This is a genomic window from Acinetobacter sp. V89_7 (assembly GCF_029967895.1).
GTDB lineage: Bacteria > Pseudomonadota > Gammaproteobacteria > Pseudomonadales > Moraxellaceae > Acinetobacter > Acinetobacter soli.
Genome location: NZ_JASCAJ010000017.1, coordinates 175,516 through 190,999, shown reverse-complemented (window position 1 = coordinate 190,999; position 15,484 = coordinate 175,516). Strand labels below are relative to the sequence as shown.

15 protein-coding genes are annotated in these 15,484 nt (G+C 42.9%); 5 read left to right on the top strand and 10 right to left on the bottom strand.

What is annotated here, in order from left to right:
* Positions 1-2: 2 nt before the first annotated feature.
* Both hda and cxpE read right to left on the bottom strand, forming a co-directional pair.
* The gene (hda, locus tag QLG00_RS02120) at positions 3-710 is read right to left on the bottom strand and encodes a DnaA regulatory inactivator Hda (RefSeq protein WP_004939397.1); all 708 of its coding nucleotides are present in this window, start codon (positions 708-710) and stop codon (positions 3-5) included.
* A 20-nt stretch (positions 711-730) separates the two neighbouring features.
* A complete protein-coding gene (cxpE, locus tag QLG00_RS02115) occupies positions 731-1,921 on the bottom strand; it encodes a chloramphenicol efflux transporter CxpE (RefSeq protein ID WP_282470427.1) in 1,191 nt (396 codons plus the stop codon).
* Positions 1,922-2,055: 134 nt separating this feature from the next.
* Here cxpE and purM point away from each other — a divergent pair, with 134 nt between their 5' ends.
* Positions 2,056-3,126, top strand: a complete 1,071-nt coding sequence (purM, locus tag QLG00_RS02110; protein WP_004939407.1) for a phosphoribosylformylglycinamidine cyclo-ligase — start codon at positions 2,056-2,058, stop codon at positions 3,124-3,126.
* The gene (gene purN / locus QLG00_RS02105) at positions 3,123-3,755 is read left to right on the top strand and encodes a phosphoribosylglycinamide formyltransferase (protein ID WP_048765810.1); all 633 of its coding nucleotides are present in this window, start codon (positions 3,123-3,125) and stop codon (positions 3,753-3,755) included. Before purM ends, purN begins: the two co-directional genes overlap by 4 nt.
* A gap of 60 nt (positions 3,756-3,815) precedes the next feature.
* Here purN and QLG00_RS02100 read toward each other — a convergent pair whose 3' ends face one another.
* Together QLG00_RS02100 and sppA are read right to left on the bottom strand one after the other, a co-directional pair.
* Entirely contained in the window at positions 3,816-4,619 is an 804-nt protein-coding gene (locus tag QLG00_RS02100) for an alpha/beta hydrolase (RefSeq protein WP_282470426.1), read from the bottom strand.
* A gap of 14 nt (positions 4,620-4,633) precedes the next feature.
* Positions 4,634-5,650, bottom strand: coding sequence for a signal peptide peptidase SppA (sppA, locus tag QLG00_RS02095; protein ID WP_004939415.1), 1,017 nt, complete (start codon positions 5,648-5,650; stop codon positions 4,634-4,636).
* A gap of 133 nt (positions 5,651-5,783) precedes the next feature.
* Here sppA and QLG00_RS02090 point away from each other — a divergent pair, with 133 nt between their 5' ends.
* Positions 5,784-6,800 carry a lysophospholipid acyltransferase family protein gene (locus QLG00_RS02090; protein ID WP_004939417.1) on the top strand — a complete coding sequence of 339 codons (1,017 nt, stop codon included), beginning with the start codon at positions 5,784-5,786 and terminating at the stop codon, positions 6,798-6,800.
* Here QLG00_RS02090 and QLG00_RS02085 read toward each other — a convergent pair.
* From QLG00_RS02085 to QLG00_RS02065, 5 genes are all read right to left on the bottom strand, one after another.
* The gene (locus QLG00_RS02085; protein ID WP_282470425.1) at positions 6,733-9,159 is read right to left on the bottom strand and encodes a DNA internalization-related competence protein ComEC/Rec2; all 2,427 of its coding nucleotides are present in this window, start codon (positions 9,157-9,159) and stop codon (positions 6,733-6,735) included. The two genes, QLG00_RS02090 and QLG00_RS02085, sit on opposite strands and share 68 nt — an antisense overlap.
* A 77-nt stretch (positions 9,160-9,236) precedes the next feature.
* Positions 9,237-9,923 (bottom strand): lipoprotein-releasing ABC transporter ATP-binding protein LolD, encoded by a 687-nt coding sequence (lolD, locus tag QLG00_RS02080; RefSeq protein WP_004939423.1) that lies wholly within the window; start codon positions 9,921-9,923, stop codon positions 9,237-9,239.
* The gene (locus QLG00_RS02075; protein WP_004939428.1) at positions 9,916-11,151 is read right to left on the bottom strand and encodes a lipoprotein-releasing ABC transporter permease subunit; all 1,236 of its coding nucleotides are present in this window, start codon (positions 11,149-11,151) and stop codon (positions 9,916-9,918) included. Before QLG00_RS02075 ends, lolD begins: the two co-directional genes overlap by 8 nt.
* A 341-nt stretch (positions 11,152-11,492) precedes the next feature.
* Positions 11,493-12,398 (bottom strand): EamA family transporter, encoded by a 906-nt coding sequence (locus QLG00_RS02070; protein ID WP_004939432.1) that lies wholly within the window; start codon positions 12,396-12,398, stop codon positions 11,493-11,495.
* Positions 12,399-12,406: 8 nt separating this feature from the next.
* Positions 12,407-12,874: a YaiI/YqxD family protein gene (locus tag QLG00_RS02065; protein WP_004939433.1), complete on the bottom strand. Its 468-nt coding sequence runs from the start codon at positions 12,872-12,874 to the stop codon at positions 12,407-12,409.
* 221 nt (positions 12,875-13,095) lie between these two features.
* Between QLG00_RS02065 and QLG00_RS02060 the strand changes: the two genes are divergently transcribed.
* Entirely contained in the window at positions 13,096-14,034 is a 939-nt protein-coding gene (locus QLG00_RS02060; RefSeq protein ID WP_004948725.1) for a hypothetical protein, read from the top strand.
* A gap of 38 nt (positions 14,035-14,072) precedes the next feature.
* Positions 14,073-14,219 (top strand): hypothetical protein, encoded by a 147-nt coding sequence (locus QLG00_RS02055; protein WP_004939440.1) that lies wholly within the window; start codon positions 14,073-14,075, stop codon positions 14,217-14,219.
* Between the two features lie 56 nt (positions 14,220-14,275).
* Here QLG00_RS02055 and serC read toward each other — a convergent pair whose 3' ends face one another.
* On the bottom strand, positions 14,276-15,355 hold the full coding sequence (gene serC / locus QLG00_RS02050) for a 3-phosphoserine/phosphohydroxythreonine transaminase (protein ID WP_004939443.1): 1,080 nt from the start codon (positions 15,353-15,355) through the stop codon (positions 14,276-14,278).
* Positions 15,356-15,484 lie beyond the last annotated feature (129 nt).

Genomic DNA, 15,484 nt, shown 5'->3' with positions numbered 1-15,484 from the left:
TTTTAGTGTCGATATTCATCTATCAATGCGTAAATCTGACGCAAGGTCGCATTGGATAATTTTGTCTTTTCGCCTTTTAATAATTTTTCAAGCTGGGCAATGGTTTGCAAGAGTAATGACGCTTGATGAGGCCCGTGCAAAAGCAAATAGTCTAAAATTTGCGGATCAAATTGCAAACCACGACGCGTCATGGTCGATACTATGAGTGCCTGCCGATCGGCATACAAACTACCATTGGGTAATTTTACACTGACTGCCTGCGTAAGACGCGATTGTAAATCCGGTAATTCCAGACGTAGTTCAATGGGGGCAACACGTGAAGAAAACACCAATTGTCCGCCCACTTCATTATTGTAATTAATTAAGTGAAACACAGCTTTTTGCCAATGCGGAACACCACTAATCGATTCGATATCATCTAATGCCACAAGATCGTATCGTTCAAGCGAGGTGATGGCTTCAATAGGCGCATCTAAAAGCTCTAACAAAGAGACTTTGATGGCCGACTTTCCAATTTCGAGGTAGGAATCACAGATAGCCGAGAGTAAATGGCTTTTACCGGAACCCGCCCCTCCGTAAATATAAAAGCGGTTCATTAATCCGGCATGTAACTGGCGTACGGCGTCAACCACATGTCCCCATCCCGGCCCGGAAAAATCGCTAATGCGGGCATCGAGCTGAGGTTCTATATCCAACTGTAGTTGACGCATAAATCCAATAGACCTTCGTATTACTTCCGATCAACATCAATCGATGTATCAGTATCTTGCGGCTTTTTGACCTCAATATCAAGATCAACTGATTCAGTTTCTACACTGATACGCTCGCTGTCTCCAGTAGAAACGACCACTGCTGATCCACTATATAAAGCGGTATGTTCATAGGCTTCGCGAATGTGCCTGAGCAGAACCACAATGACTGCTGCCACAGGCAAAGCAATCAACATGCCTAGAAAACCAGCTAACTGTGCACCAGCCAATACGGCAAACACCACTGCAACAGGTGATAGGCCAATTTTATCACCTAACAAGAACGGCTGAAGAATATAACCTTCGACAGCTTGCCCAATCATAAAGACCACACCCACAAGCGCCAGTTGCATCCAGTCGACGCCAAACTGAAATAGGGTCGCAATCACGGCAGCAATAATTCCGACTGCAAAACCTAAATACGGAATGATACTCGCCAGTCCGGCCACCATTCCGATAATCAGACCAACCTCTAAACCAATAAGTTGTAAGCCAACAGCATAGACAATCCCCAAAAGTAGCATGACCAAAAACTGACCTTTGACAAAAGCACCTAAAACACTGTGACACTCACGCACAATTTTTAACGTGCTGTGTTCATATGGACGAGGAATTAATCGACGCAAACTATTCAGCATTCGTTCCCAATCGAGCAAGAAATAAAACGAAATGATCGGGATCAGTACAATGGTGCCGCCCACCTGAATAAAGCTCAAACCAGATTGTGCCAAACGTAGCGCCATGCTTTGAATACTGTCTGCGCTGTAGTTGGTCTGAATGTACTCCATAACCACAGTCGAAATCTGATCGGTATCAATTTCCATCCGCTCAACATTAAAGTTGTGCGAAAGCCACGGTAAGAAGGTGGCATTAATCCAATGAATTCCCGAAGGAATACTGTCTCGTGCATAAATGAGCTGACGCCAAACTAACGGCACCACATACCACATCGCCCAAGTAAGTAATACTCCAATGCCGACAAACACAATACTAATCGAAAGCCAGCGAGGCAGATGCAACTTGCAAAGTTTATCAACCAATGGACTAAACAAATAAGCGATTAAAAAAGCGCCAATAAAAGGCAATACGACAGGTTTAAGTAAGTACAGGAGCCACAATAAAAGTGCTATACCTGCCAAGATGAACACGCGTCTAAGCATACGATCTTGCATAAATTCTAGCCTTTTTTTAATGTATTCGTTATAGATGCAAAAATAATTCAGTAAAGATAGCATTTTCGATCATAAATACCATAAGAGTTTCGTATATTCAGGTTATAATCTGCCGCCAATGCGGAGACTTCACTATGAGCAACTCAACTTCTACCCCTAACACTGGTTTAAGCTATAAAGATGCGGGTGTCGACATCGAAGCGGGCGACGCATTAGTCGACCGAATCAAGTCGGTAGCTAAACGCACCACTCGTCCTGAAGTAATGGGCGGTCTTGGTGGCTTCGGCGCACTATGCAAAATTCCAAAAGGCTATGAAGAGCCAGTACTGGTTTCAGGTACAGATGGTGTAGGTACAAAGCTACGCTTGGCACTCAATCTTAATCGTCATGACACTATTGGCCAAGATTTGGTTGCCATGTGTGTAAACGACCTTTTGGTGTGTGGCGCTGAACCTCTATTTTTCCTTGATTACTATGCAACAGGTCATTTAAATGTAGACGTTGCAGCCGACGTTGTGACTGGAATTGGTAAAGGTTGTGAGCTTGCTGGTTGTGCACTCGTTGGTGGTGAAACAGCAGAAATGCCGGGTATGTATGAAGGTGAAGATTACGATCTTGCCGGATTTGCCGTAGGTGTGGTTGAACACAGTAAAATCATTGATGGCTCAAAAGTCAAAGCGGGTGACGTTTTAATCGGAGTAGCATCAAGTGGTGCACACTCTAACGGTTACTCCCTGCTCCGCAAAATTTTAGATGTTAAAAATGTTGATTTAAATCAACAAATCGATGGACGCTCACTTGCAGATGTTGCAATGGAACCTACGCGTATTTACGTTAAGCCTGTTCTTGAATTATGCAAGCAAGTCGATGTACATGCTATGGCGCATATCACTGGCGGCGGTTTACCGGGTAACTTACCGCGTGTTTTACCAAATGGTGCGCAAGCTGTCATTGATGAAGCATCATGGGAATGGCCAGAATTGTTCAAACTTTTGCAGCGTGAAGGCGGTGTTGAGCAGTTTGAAATGTATCGTACCTTCAACTGTGGCGTAGGCATGGTGATTGCGGTTGATGCGGCGGACGCACAAAAGACCATCGATGTGTTAAATGCACAAGGTGAAAAAGCATGGAAAATTGGTCATATCCAAGATAATCCAGCATCCGTTGAAGGCGCAGACGAAAAAATTCGTGTGATCTTTGCATGATAAAAATTGCGGTACTCGTTTCAGGAAATGGCAGTAACTTACAAGCTCTGATTGATGCAAATCTTTCAGGTGAAATAGTCGGTGTCATTTCCAACAAAGCAGATGCATATGCACTAAAACGTGCGGCAGATGCCAATATTCAAACCAAAGTGATTGAACATAAAGCGTATCCTACTCGGGAACTCTTCGATGCAGCATTGCATCAACAGCTTACCGAGTGGGAGGTCGATTTGGTGGTCTTGGCAGGCTTCATGCGGATCTTAAGCGAAAAATTTGTACGAAACTGGCACGGAAAGATGATCAATATTCATCCTTCCTTGTTGCCTTTGTACAAAGGGATGCATACCCATCAACGTGTATTAAATACCGGTGATGTGTATCATGGATGTACCGTCCATTATGTGACCCCAGAGCTGGACGCAGGGCCAACGCTCTTACAGGGAGTGATACCCGTCGGTCATCATCAAACACCTGAAAGTTTGGCACATCGTGTACATAGCATTGAGCATAAAATTTATCCACAAGCTGTGGAGTGGATTTGTAACGGTACACTCAAACATCTTGAAAATGGTCAGATTTTGTATAAGGGCATACCACTGAATAAACCTATTCAGTTTTGTGATTTATAAATCAAAAAACGCATCCACGGATGCGTTTTTTTATGGCTAGGTTTTATGTGTCTAGACTTCTTAGTTCTTGGAAATCAGCGTTTTAATGTGAGCAACGGTCTCTTCAGGATGCTCCAGGGGGAACATATGACCACCACGCAATGTGGTAAATGGAATACCTAAACTTTTCTTGGCTTTGTGCGGCAAGCGTCGTTTAAAAAAGTTACTTTGCTCACCCACCACCAACTGAATCGGCACTGATGGTTTACGATTAAGCGTCAGCCACCACCATGAAGGATTAGTTCTGAAAATCGCCACTTCATCCGCTTTTGGAATACTTAAGGTCACGCCACCTCGAACAGGATCTTCTGTCAAGGCGTAATCCAGATAGGCTTGAAAGCAGTCTGGATCAAAATCTCGATAAAATCCTTTAGGACGCAAGCGTGAAGCAGCATTTTCTCGTGACGGCCAATGGTCGCGTCGGTGGACAGATAACCCAGCGGGCGTCATCCGATCAACCGTTTTTGGGCTAAAGACTTTTGCCAAATGAAAGGCAAAAGAATAAGCACCCAAAATTAAAGGCGGGTCGAGCATGATCACTTGCGAAAAAAGCTCAGGACGCTTGTAACTGGCCATCATGGTTAAAACTGAACCTAAGGAATGTCCTAGACCAATCACTTTTCGTCCATTTGCCTGACGCACAATGCTGTCAATCACTTGATCGACCAGATGTGGCCAGTGATTGGTGACAGGATAGCGCTTATCTGGACCAATCATCGGCACATAAATAATGTCGTAACGATCGCTCAATAGATCGAACAGTTTTTGGTATACCTTCGAAGGTATACCGTTGGCATGGGCAAAATGAATTAAAGGCTTGTTCAAGTGATCCTCGAGATTTATTGGAGTTTCGCCTGCTGTTCCGTTTGCAGGTGCTGGCTCAACGATGCAGCGACACCTTGACCAAATTCTGAACCCATTCGACCTAGAATTGTTTCAAATGGATTGCGCTCAATGGTGTAATCTACTTTATTGTCTACTTTTAACTCACGCATCAAGGTTTGTAAATTACCTGTCCGGTCAGCCACACCCAATTTGACCGCTTGCTCACCCGACCAGAACAAGCCCGAAAATACGGCTGGATCATTCGATTTTAGGCGATTGCCCCGCCCCTCTTTAACCGCATTGATAAAATGTGCATGAACGTTATCTAAAACTGATTGCACATGTGCACGTTGTGCAGGATTAACCGGTTTGGTCATGCTTAAAATATCTTTGTTATCGCCAGATGTAAGTGTACGGTCTTCAATGCCCAATTTTTGCGCCAGACCAGTAATGCCATAGTTTGGCATAATCACACCAATTGACCCCACCAGACTCGAAGGGTTGACAATAATTTCATCTGCAGCAGAAGCAATATAGTAGGCGCCTGAAGCCCCCATATCACCAATTACGGCATAAACCTTTTTATCTGGGTGCTGTTTTTTCAAATAACGGATTTCTTGCCAGATTTCATCTGACTGAACTGGCGAACCACCCGGCGAATTGATATTGAGGACCACGGCCTTACTTGATTTAGCTTCAAACGCTCGGGTAAGTGCTTTGTTGGTATCTTCACTATTGACCGATTTACTGCTTGAATCGATGGTTCCAATAATATTGACCACAGCCAAATGTGGGCTACTACTTGACGTACCGCTCGCCCCATCACTGACAGAACAACCACGGCCCAGCAAAACCAGCACGAACAGTACATATAAAAAAGTAAGCGTTTTAAAGAAGATCCCCCAACGACGACTACGACGCTGCTCTTCGACAGAGGCCAAAACAGCTTTTTCTAAAATCTGCCATTCTTGACCAGTTTTATTGTTGCTATTTTGCACTTCATTTTGTGGTTTAGGCGGCCAATCAGACATAAAAAATAACCCAAAAAGTTGAAAATACTGCCATTATATACACTGAATCGGGAAAAACTGTTTAATCGTTATGATTTAACTTATAATATTTTTATCCGACAAGCCTCCGTTTTTGTTTTTAAGCACTTTTATAATGACGACTTCCGATTCACGTAGCTTAATGTATCGCTTACTTAATTTTATTAGCAGACAGCCTATCCAGCTTTCTCGTCTATTCGCACGGATGCTTGCTAGCCTTGTAAATGGTTTGAAACTTACAAAAACATCTAAGACCATACAACTCAACCTAAAAATTACCTTGCCGTATCTCAATGACGAGCAGCGTCATGACATCATTCGTAACGCAATTCGAAATGAACTGATGTCTTATATGGAATTCTTTAGTATTTGGGGATCTTCCAACGAAAAAAATATTTCTCGAATTCATAGCATTCAAGGTGCAGAATACTTTCACCAAGCGGTCGCCGAAAAAAAGGGACTGGTTTTGATCGTGCCACATTTTGGTACATGGGAAATTATGAACGCATGGTGCGCTCAATTTACCGACATGACCATTCTATATAAACCAGTCAAGAATGAAGATGCCGATCGCTTTGTACGCGAAGCACGTAGCCGCGAACAAGCCAATCTGGTTCCAACTGACGAAAGTGGTGTTCGTCAAATTTTTAAAGCCTTAAAACAAGGCGGAACTACCGTGATTTTGCCCGATCATACGCCTAACGTGGGCGGCGAGTTGGTTGAGTATTTTGGTATCCCTTTGGCATCGAGTAATTTAAGTGCCAAACTTATTCAGAAAACCAAAGCCAAAGCCTTGTTTCTATACGCCATTCGTAATGAAAATCACGGTTTCGATATGTATATCGAACCTATGGATACAAAAATCTATGAAGGCACAGATCGCGATGGCACAGCGGTGATCCATCGAGCAATTGAATCTTTAATTCAAAAGTATCCAGATCATTACCATTGGAGTTATAAACGCTTTAAAGCCAACCCTGAACTCGACAATCTTTACACCTTAAGCGAAGAGGAAGCACTCGAAAAAGTGCAACAGGTACGTGACGCCAATCAGCGCGAAAAGGCTATTGTGTTAACCAGCGGTATTGATGGCGATAAAAACGTGGCTGCTCATTCGCTTGATCAAAACTAAAAGAAATACTGCCTGCTTTGGCTGTGCTGAGTAAAGGAATTTGTAACGCTGCCAGTCGTGCCTGAACTTCAATACTAGGATGTCCATAACGATTGGTTGCACCTGCCGATGCAATCGCATATTGAGGCCGATAATGCTGTAAAAAATCATAGGCTGAACTATGACGACTCCCGTGATGCCCCAAAACCAAAACATCTACGCGCAGATCCGGATAATGTTGAAGTAATTTAAACTCGGTTTCCCAACCTGCATCTCCCATAATTAAAAAATGTCGTATGGGTTGATTGTTTTTAAACTCGATATGCATAACACATGACGATTCATTTCGATTCGTATCAGCACGTCCGATCTCCTGAAGCGCTGGTGATAAAACTTGTATAATGGTTTCAGGTGTCTCAAAACGCTGTCCGGCATAGCACAGCTCAAAAGTAGATTGAAGTTTAGGCATTGGTTCATTGGCTTGAATCTGCGTAACCGATATTGCATCCAGAATCGCAGGTAATGCCCCGCTATGATCTTGATCTAAATGTGACAGTATAATTCGGTCTAGCTGCTTTACGCCCCGTGCCTTCAAAAATGGCACCACCACCTGCCTACCTACACTAAACTTTTGCTCGTCGTGATTGCCGCCAGTATCGAGCAGTATTCGTTGTGTCTGATCTTGGATGAACACAGACTGTCCTTGACCGACATCTAACACCACTAATTGGGTAGGTGATTTTAATTGTGCAGGTAGAAAAACAGGCACACAGCATATGATTGACCAGCATTTAGGCACTGTGCCTTTAGGCAAAAATAAAATTAAAATGCCAAATGAAATGCTGATGATCATCCAAGGACGAAGTGCAAAATATTGTAACTCCGGTGCAAAGATATGATCCATCATATTAAACAGACCCAAAACAGCCTGTAATACCCCATCGTTGAGTTGAAAAATCAAATGTCCAAATGCAGGAAGGATAAGCCAGAAGCATGCAGCGATAATATCTAAAGGCACCACGATGGCACCCAGAACTGGAATGGCAATGATATTGGCAAATGGAGTCATCCAAGAAAACTGTTTAAAGAGCAATAAGGTCAGGGGTAACAGTGCGAGAAAGATTTTCCATTGTGTTCTGATAAGAAGCTGCGCAGCATATCCGATTCGAATACGCCAAGATTGACCAGTCTTTTGCTCCTGTACAATTTCCTGATAAATACGAATCAGAATAAAACAGGCCCCATAAGATAGCCAAAATGCTGCCGAAAGTATGCTAAACGGATCGATGAGTAATAAAATAGAAGCACTGAACAGCAACAAGAAACTGGCATGTACGGGACGTTTTAAAAGTATGAAAATACTCACTATGGTTACGGTCAGCAGCGTTCTTAGAGCAGGAATTTCAAACCCCACCAACGCGCAATACAGGAGTACGCATAATAAAAATGGAATCAGCATCAGTCGCTGGCGTGGAATCACCAAATAAATTGCGGCGTAGTATCGATTGATCAATTGGATAATACACCATGTCATCAGCGCTGCAAAAATAAGCACATGCGGCCCAGATATCGCCAGCAAATGTGAAATACCAAAGCGTTGAAACTGCTGCTCAAGCTCAGGATCAAGAAGACTTCGATCGCCCGTGAGTAAGGCCAGAAGTAAGCTTTGATGTTGTAAGGAAGAAGCAAGAAAATAGCCTCTAAATTTTAATCTTAAGTGCTCGGCAGCAAGCAAAAATTTTCGAGTCCAAGATTGTTGCTGTTTCACATGATCATAATATCCTTCACGTAGCGCCTGTTCACTTGAAAGCATTTCGAGTTGTACAACTTTGCCACGTCCTTGCCAGTTTTGTTGTACGAACCATTTTTCTACATCGAATGCACCTTGTATAGCGTAACCATGCACAGGTTGACGCTGGATCACGGCACGATAATACTGCCCAACAGTTAAACTATGCGCCATGGTATCAGCAGGGATAACTGTTTCATCTATGGAAAGTACCCAGTGAATGGGAGCATCATTTTCATTGAGAATCTGTGCAGGCTGTCTAATTCCGTTTTGAGACTGCTCCCCCATACGGTTGATGTAGATGATGTATGAGTCGACTGAAGAGGTCGTGACACGATGCTCAAGCCGCGTGGTGAGTGCCTGATCGGCGTAATAGACGCCACAGCTATACGACAAACACACCGAAAAGATGCCCAATAAGCCGCCTAACAATTTCGAAGAGTTGAACTGTTGGGTCACACGTAGATAGATGAGTAAAAATAGGAAATATAGACCGATCGCGATACCGAGTGTGACAGCCGATATGGGATCAAATATATGCCCCATGGCTGCAATTCCTGCAATCCACCCCAGAAAAATAAGCTTTAGCATTGTTATTTAAAATCTATTTTATTTACTTGCATTATAAAAATTGAAAGCCCCCGAAAGGGCTATCAATACGCACAACATCAGACTGGATCGACCCAAAGGCCATCTTGCATATGTAAAATTGAATCTGCAGATTGTGCCAACTGTTCATCGTGGGTCACGATCAGCATGGCCATATTGAATTCTTTTTTCAGCTCGGTGAGTAGCTCAAAAATACCCAGTGCCGTTTTGCGGTCTAGATTTCCTGTTGGCTCATCTGCCAGCATCACTGCCGGACGCCCAACCAGTGCACGTGCCAATGCAACACGCTGGCGCTCTCCGCCAGATAATTCACCAGGCTTATGCGTCAACCGATGTGACAACCCAACACGATCCAGTAAGTGTTCAGCCTGTTGTTTGACCTCTTTATAATTAGTCTCTGCACGAAGCATCAGCGGCATGGCCACATTTTCAAGTGCCGAAAACTCTGGTAGTAAATGGTGAAACTGATAGACGAAACCCAAATAATGATTTCGTTTATAGCCGCGTTGCGCTTCACCCAGATTATCAAAACGCTGACCATCCAGAAAAACCTGACCCTGACTCGGCGTATCGAGTCCGCCCAGTACATGCAGCAAAGTGCTTTTACCTGAACCACTTGCTCCAACAATCGAAACAAATTCCCCTGCTTTTACCTGAAGCGATAAGCCTTTAATCACATCAACTGTCGATTTTCCATCGGTAAAATGCTTATGAATATCTTTGGCTTCAAGGACAATCTTACTCATAGCGCAATGCCTCCGCAGGTTGAATTTTCGCTGCACGCAATGCCGGATAAATCGTGGCAAGAAAGCTCAATAATAGTGAAACCGACACAATCAAAGCCACATCTTGCCAGCGTAGATAAGACGGCAAGTAATTAATGAAATACGCATCGAATAAATGTAAACCAAGCGCGGTATTGAACCAGTCAATGATATTACTCACGCTTGAAGCAAACACGACTCCTAAAATAGCACCCGCCACCGTACCGATCACACCAATCACTGTACCTTGAACCATAAAGATTTTGGTAATGGTGGCTGGTGATGCACCTAGCGTTCTTAAAATCGCGATGTCTGATTTTTTATCGGTCACTACCATGACCAGTGAAGATACAATATTGAATGCTGCAACCAAAACAATCAGGAACAATAGCAAGCTCACCATGGCTTTTTCCATTTGAATGGCGCTAAACAAGTTACCGTGAGTATAGGTCCAGTTAGACGCATAGAAATTGGATGGTAAGGTCTTCACAATATCGTCTGCCACTTGAGGTGCTGCAAAAATATTGTCCAGTTTAAGGCGAATTCCTTGGGCGCCATCGGGTAAGCGCAACAGTGTAGATGCATCATTCAAGGCAATATAACCCATCATCGAATCTACTTCGGCACCAATACTGAAGATGCCCACAATTTTAAATCGTTTAAATCGTGGCACCACCCCAGCAGGTGATGGCGTCGCTTCAGGCAAAACCAGCGTCACACTGTCGTTTAGACCAAGCCCGAGTGCGTCGGTCATTTGCTTGCCGAGTACAATGCCGTATTCGCCTTTTTTAAGGCTGTCGATACTACCTGCCACCATATGGTTTTGGATGATCGAAACCTTTTTTTCATAACTTGGTTCGATTCCGCTGACCATAATACCGGCAACTTGGCCTTGTGCGGTAAGCATGCCTTGTAATTGTGTAAATGGTGCAACACCAGTGACATGAGGATGACCCTCAATTTTTTTAGCAAGTTGAGGCCAGTCGGTTAGAATCTGGTTCGATGAAATCGTGGCCTGCGGTACCATACCAAGTACACGATTTTTCAACTCGCGATCAAAGCCGTTCATCACGGACAAAACGGTAATCAGTACCGCAACGCCCAAGGTCAGACCAATCATCGAAACCAAGGCAATAAACGAAATAAAGTGATTACTACGCCGAGCGCGGGTATATCGCAACCCTATATACAGCGAGATTGGTTTAAACATACCACTTAGTCCAAGGTCATTTCATAAAAGAAAAAACAGTATTTATTTAGATACTGCGATTAACATCGATTACGCACAGATACACCAAAAGAATCTCGATAAAACTTCACCCGGCAGACTCTTATTATTGAATGACCCTTACGATTCAGATTATATAGCGGGCTTATTTTGTACCAGATACCGCAGTAGATCAATTTGATCGTACGGATTACTACGAAATCGAACAATTAAGGCATAAAGATCAACATTTTGATGTACTTTATGAAGCGTATGTTACCCGGTTTTAAGCCAAATTCAATCGTACCTGTCTGTGCATTACATTAGGCAAGCTACAGTGATCCTCAAGATTTGATGTGTTGTTTGTAGCGTCGATTGGCCTGAATATCACGATAAAAATATAAAAATAACCCACTCAAAATAATACAGGTACCTAAAATCATCATGAGTGAAATCTGCTCATGATTAAATAAAGCGCCAATGACCAAGGCCAGTAAAGGCGTCATCACATTGGTGAGCGATAATGTGGTCGGCTCAATGTTTTTGACCAGTTTAAAATAGCAAAACATTGCAATCAGTGATGCCATGATCGTGGTGTACAACAAGGCCAGTAATGATTTCATTTCCGGCAGATGCGTAGGTGCATGTGACCACACAAACGGCAGTACACACAAAGACACCAAGGTAGAAACCAGAATTGACCCGGTGGCTTGTGCCATCGGCACGACATCGGCATTGACCTTTTTTACCCAAAAAATTGAGCTACAGTAGATAAAGACACTCATGAGCATCAGACCGATGCCCAGCGGATGCACATGCTGTGATGACCCGCCAAAGCAGATCAATGCCAAACCGACAATTGCAATGGCCATACCCGTCCATTGCAGGCGATTGAGTTGCTGCGCAAAAGCAAAACGGCCAATCAAACCGGCAATGATAGGTGCAAGCCCAAACATTAGAGCAATCACCCCAGAGCTTAGATACTGCGTGGCAATATAGGTAAACACCTGCGCGCCAATTAAGCTAAACGAGCCTGCAATATAGCTATGAATGGCGTTTGGGTTGAGTGGAAAACGAATTCTGAGTACCAGTAATATCACTACAGCAATTGGCAGCGCCAAAAAGAAGCGTAACATCATGGCCCAAAGTACATGCAGATCCGCCACGCTCCAGACAATCGCCAGCGGAGTCGATGCCCAGATCAAAACCAAAACAATATAGGTCAGTATGATATTGCTTTTTGAAGGCATAGCCGGTCTCAAAGCGTTTTACGCTTTTGCTTTAAAATGGTTTGATCAAGCGCACTTGAAAACTCGCGTTTATCACGTTCAGAAATGGGCGGTGGTCCGCCAGTTTGTACGCCAGCACCCCGCAGGGTGTCCATAAAATCACGTAAATGCAAACGTGCTTTTACATTGGCATCGGTATAGATTTCACCTCGTGGATGAATCGCAATACCGCCCTTTTCAATCACTTGTGCAGCTAAAGGAATATCCTGAGTAATCACAATATCATGTGCCTGCATGCGCTCGACAATTTCACGATCGGCCTGATCGGCACCACTCATAACCTGAATCGATTTGATCCTTACAGATGGCGTAATGCCCACGTTTTGATTTGCAACAAAAATGACTTCAAGCTGATAACGATCAGAAGCACGCAAAATGACTTCTCGCAGAATCTTTGGCAATGCATCGGCATCGACCCAAAGTTTAAATGGCAACACGCAATTTCAACCTTTTTAAAGAGGCCTTTATTTTAACAGACTTAAGATTTGATGGTGACCTGTAGACTTGTTATTTTTACATAGATCTAATACGCCAACATCTCGATGAAATTCAAAAAGAAAATTAAAATATTTTTTACATAATTGCATATCAACACTTGAAAAAACTTAGATATGCTCGATTTATATATCTAAATCTTTTAAAAATTCTTCAGGGTTATATGAAAAATCAAAACAGTCCAGAAATCGTTACTATTCAAGATCAAGGTTTTGGCAACCATGGCGAGCATTGGGCGTTATTGAGTGATACACCTGAACAAGTCGTGCCTAAATGGCTCAGTATGGCACTCGACGCTCCTATGATGCCAATGGGTTTATGTGAAACTGAACAGGATATGGATACCGACGTATGGTTGATTCAAGGTCCGTCTGAATCCGGGATTAAAGTCAGCCAGATTATTGCGGTCGAAAATAATAAACCGCGCGCGCTGAAAACTGCATTTCCAAGTTTTGAAAGCCCATATAAATATAATGCTGTGATTGATCGTATCATTGCCTGCGAATCAAATACTCAGGCTGTTTTACGGTTGAGTTTAAATAAAAATACCACTATTTACGCTTACGATAATCTATATAGCGTCAATCACAATCAATATGAGAAAAATCAGGCCTATCAAGTTCAGTTAAATGCTTGGGCCTATGAACTTGAAGTCGTTGCCGACAACGAAACCATTGAAGTCGACGATCCGGCATCGATTAAACATCATCGTGCGTTAAATGATATTTTATCGGCCAATAACGGTGTTGCGCCTGAAAATCTGCAAGAATTGATTGATGCGTGGCAACCTAAAACGCCTGAAGATCAGGAACCTGTAACGGTCGATTTTTCTAAAATGGTGGCTTATTTATTTGGCGAAACCATGGGCCAAGAAGACGAAGCTTGGTTTCAAGGCAATATCGTAGGTAAATCATCGACGACATTTATGGATGAAACCTATACCCTTTATGATGTGGTGTTGGTGCTAGAAGACGAGCTACCTGCAATATTAATTCGTCTCGCCACTAAAAATAATGCCCACGAAAATTTTGAAATTGGTCAGTATATTCGAGGTAATATCTGGATTCAGGCGAATATTTATGCTAAAAGTAAAGTTGAATAATAGCGTTTCAACGAATAATTAATAAATTAGGCGTATTGATGAAAATTATACCTGAACAATCGACCAATCTGATTCAATTGAGCGGACAGCGTATTAAATTCGATACAGTTGCATTATGCTTTTTTGCACTCGGAATGTTTTTAGCAGCAGTGATGATCCATTATTTTGGTTTCTTATCGCTTTAAATGAATCATTAAAAAAGCCCCACATGATGTAGGGGCTTTTTTTATTGCCTTTGCAATTAGCCGTTGGCTTTGACAAATGCGTCCATAAAGTTGACCAGTGCTTGCACGCCTTCAAGCGGCACAGCATTGTAAATGCTGGCACGCATTCCACCAACTGAACGATGTCCAGCAAGGTTCAATAGATTGTTTTGCTCTGCTTCTTTTAAGAAACGTTTTTCCAATGCTTCATCTGCCAAAGTGAATGGCACATTCATAATCGAGCGATTGGCCGGCGCAATCGGGTTGTTATAAAAATCACTCGAATCGATATAACCATAGAGTAATTTGGCTTTTTCAAGGTTGGCTTGATGAATGGCCTCAACACCACCTTGCTCTTTTAACCACTCAAATACCAAACCAGCCAAATACCATGAATAAGTTGCCGGTGTATTCACCATAGAGTCATTTTTAGCTTGTGCAGAGTATTTTAACAGGCTCGGAATATCTGCACGTGATTGGTCAAGCAAATCGTCACGAACAATGACCAAAGTAAGACCTGCGGGGCCAATATTTTTTTGCGCACCAGCATAAATCAAACCAAACTTACTCACATCTAGCGGTGCAGACAAAATGCTAGACGATAAATCCGATACCAACGGCGCATTAACCTCAGGAATACCTGCAAATTGTAAGCCCCCGATGGTTTCGTTATCTGCATAATGCACATAAGCTGCATCTTCAGACAATGCCCATTCAGACTGAGGCTTAATACCAAGCTTGCCATCAATTTGAGTGCCTGCTTCGATTACATTGATATCGCCATAACGCTGAGCTTCTTTTAGCGCTTTTTCAGACCAGATTCCAGTATGGATATAATCTGCCTTGCTGTTTTTTCCAAGCAAATTTAATGGAATTGCTGAAAACTGTAACGATGCACCACCTTGCAAGAATAAGACTTTATAGTTTTCAGGAATGTTCATCAGCTGGCGCAGATCGGCTTCAGCCTTTTCTGCAACGGCAACATAATCAGCGCTACGGTGACTCATTTCCATGATGGAAAGCCCTTTACCCTGCCAGTCCAACAGTTCACGTTGAGCTTTTTCTAAAACAGCAGTCGGTAATGCAGCTGGGCCAGCACAGAAATTGTACGCGCGCATGATCGTTCCTTTATATAATTGAAACTAAACTAAAGTTCGCATTTAACCACATCTTGACAGCGCATGCAGCAGCATTGAGCATATATTTTTTATATAACTTGATGCCTTTTGGCCTGAATTTACGATTGA